Below are 2080 nucleotides of genomic sequence, written 5' to 3'. Positions count from 1 at the left end.
ACGCAGGCGGCTGCGGGTGTGGGTGGTGTGATCAAGATGGTGGAGGCGCTGCGGCACGGGGTGCTGCCGCGGACGCTGGGGGTGGATGCGCCGTCTTCGCACGTGGACTGGTCGTCGGGCCGTGTTGAGTTGCTGACTTCCGATCGGGTGTGGCCCGAGGCTGAGCGGCCGCGGCGGGCTGCGGTGTCCTCGTTCGGGCTGTCGGGTACGAACGCGCACGTGATCATCGAGCAGGCGCCGTCCGGGACGGCTCCGGCCCGGGAGCCGGAGCCGGAAGCGGAGGTCGTGGAGGCTTCCGGTACTTCGGTGTGGGTGTTGTCGGGTCGTACCCGTGAGGCGTTGGCGGCGCAGGCCGGGACGCTGGTGAGCTGGCTGGAGGAGGATGCGTCGGAGGCGGTGACGGTCGCGGATGTCGCCCACTCCCTCTCCTCCCGTTCGGTCTTCGAGCATCGTGCCGTGGTCCACGGGAGTGTTCGCAAGGAGTTGACGGCGGTGCTGGCCGATCTGGCCGCCGGTCGGGAGAACTCCGGCCTGGTCACCGGTTCGGTGCGTGGGGTGGGTGCGGGGACGGTGTTCGTGTTCCCGGGTCAGGGTTCGCAGTGGCTCGGGATGGGCCGCGAACTGCTGGAGAAGTCCCCGGAGTTCGCCGCCGAGCTTGCGCGGATCGCCGAGGCGTTCGCGGAGTTCGTCGACTGGTCGCTGCTGGACGTGGTCAGGGGTGAGCCCGGCGCGCCGGACCTCGACCGGGTGGACGTCGTTCAGCCCGTGCTGTTCGCGATCATGGTGTCGCTGGTGCCGCTCTGGCGGACCGCGGGCATCGTGCCGGACGCGGTCATCGGCCACTCGCAGGGCGAGATCGCCGCCGCCTACGTGGCGGGCGCGTTGAGCCTGCGGGACGCGGCCAGGATCGTGCTGTTGCGCTCGCGGGCGCTGACAGGCGTGGCAGGGACCGGCACGATGGTGTCGGTGCTGGCCCCGGCCGACGCGGTCCGGGAACGGATCGCCGGTTCGCGGACACTGGCCCTGGCGGTGGTCAACAGCCCGACGGCCACGGTGGTGTCCGGGGCCGACGCCGAGATCGACGCGTTCCTCGCGACCCTGGACGCCGACGGTGTGAAGTACCGACGGATAGCAGTCGACTACGCCTCCCACTCATCGCAGATGGACGTCCTGCGCGAACGTCTGCTGACCGACCTGGCCGAGGTGACGCCCCGGCCCTCGAAGGTCCCCTTCTACTCCACCCTGACCGGCGACCTCCTGGACACCACCGCACTGACCGCCCGTTACTGGCACGAGAACCTTCGCGAGACCGTCCGCTTCGAAGACGCCACCCGCGCCGCCCTGCGCGACGGCTACGGCCACTTCGTCGAATCCAGCGCCCACCCCGTACTCACCGTCGGCATCGAGGAGACCACCGAAACGGCCCTCGGCACCGCTGTCGTCGGCACGCTACGCCGTGACGAGGGCGGCCTGGACCGGTTCGTGCGCTCGGCGGCCGAGCTGTTCGTGGCCGGCGGACCGGTGGCCTGGGACCACTGGCAGGCCGGCGGCCGCCCGGTCGGCCTGCCCACCTACGCCTTCCAACGGCGGCGCCACTGGATCGAGGCGACGGGTCACTCCGGCGACGTCGGTGGAGCGGGCCTGTCCCCGGCGGAGCACCCGATGCTCGGTGCGGAGGCGGAGCTGCCCGGCCTGGGAGGGCTGCTGCTGACCGGCCGCGAGTCGCTGCGGACCCAGCCCTGGCTGGCCGACCACACGGTGTTCGGGCACGTGCTGGTGCCGGGCGCGGCTTTCGTCGAGCTGGCCCTGTACGCCGGGGACCGGGCGGACCGGCCGGTCGTCAGGGAGCTGACCCTCCAGCAGCCGCTCGTCATCCCGAAGACCGGTGGCGTGCAGCTGAATGCGGCAGTCGGAGAGCCGGACCTCTCGGGCGACCGGGTCATGTCGATCCACTGCCGCCGCGCCGACGACCCGGACGGGGCGTGCCGGGATGTTCAGCAGGATGAGCCTGCGGGTGCCCCGCCACATCGCCTGCTGCTGCTCGGCCTCGGTGTCGAAGAGCCGGACGGCCACCGTCTCG

The 2080-nt window shown here is 71.8% G+C and carries 2 pseudogenes; one reads left to right on the top strand and one right to left on the bottom strand.

The features are described from left to right. Window positions 1-36: 36 nt before the first annotated feature. Window positions 37-1893: pseudogene (locus ACWD3D_RS36450) on the top strand (acyltransferase domain-containing protein); the annotation flags it as partial. A gap of 78 nt (window positions 1894-1971) precedes the next feature. On the opposite strand, the pseudogene ACWD3D_RS36445 reads toward ACWD3D_RS36450, so the two are convergent. Next, a pseudogene (locus tag ACWD3D_RS36445) lies at window positions 1972-2080 on the bottom strand (DUF3418 domain-containing protein); the annotation flags it as partial.

The organism is Streptomyces sp. NPDC002690, assembly GCF_053592415.1.
Note: the sequence above shows the minus strand (reverse complement) of the source record. Positions and strands in the feature narration are given on the sequence as shown.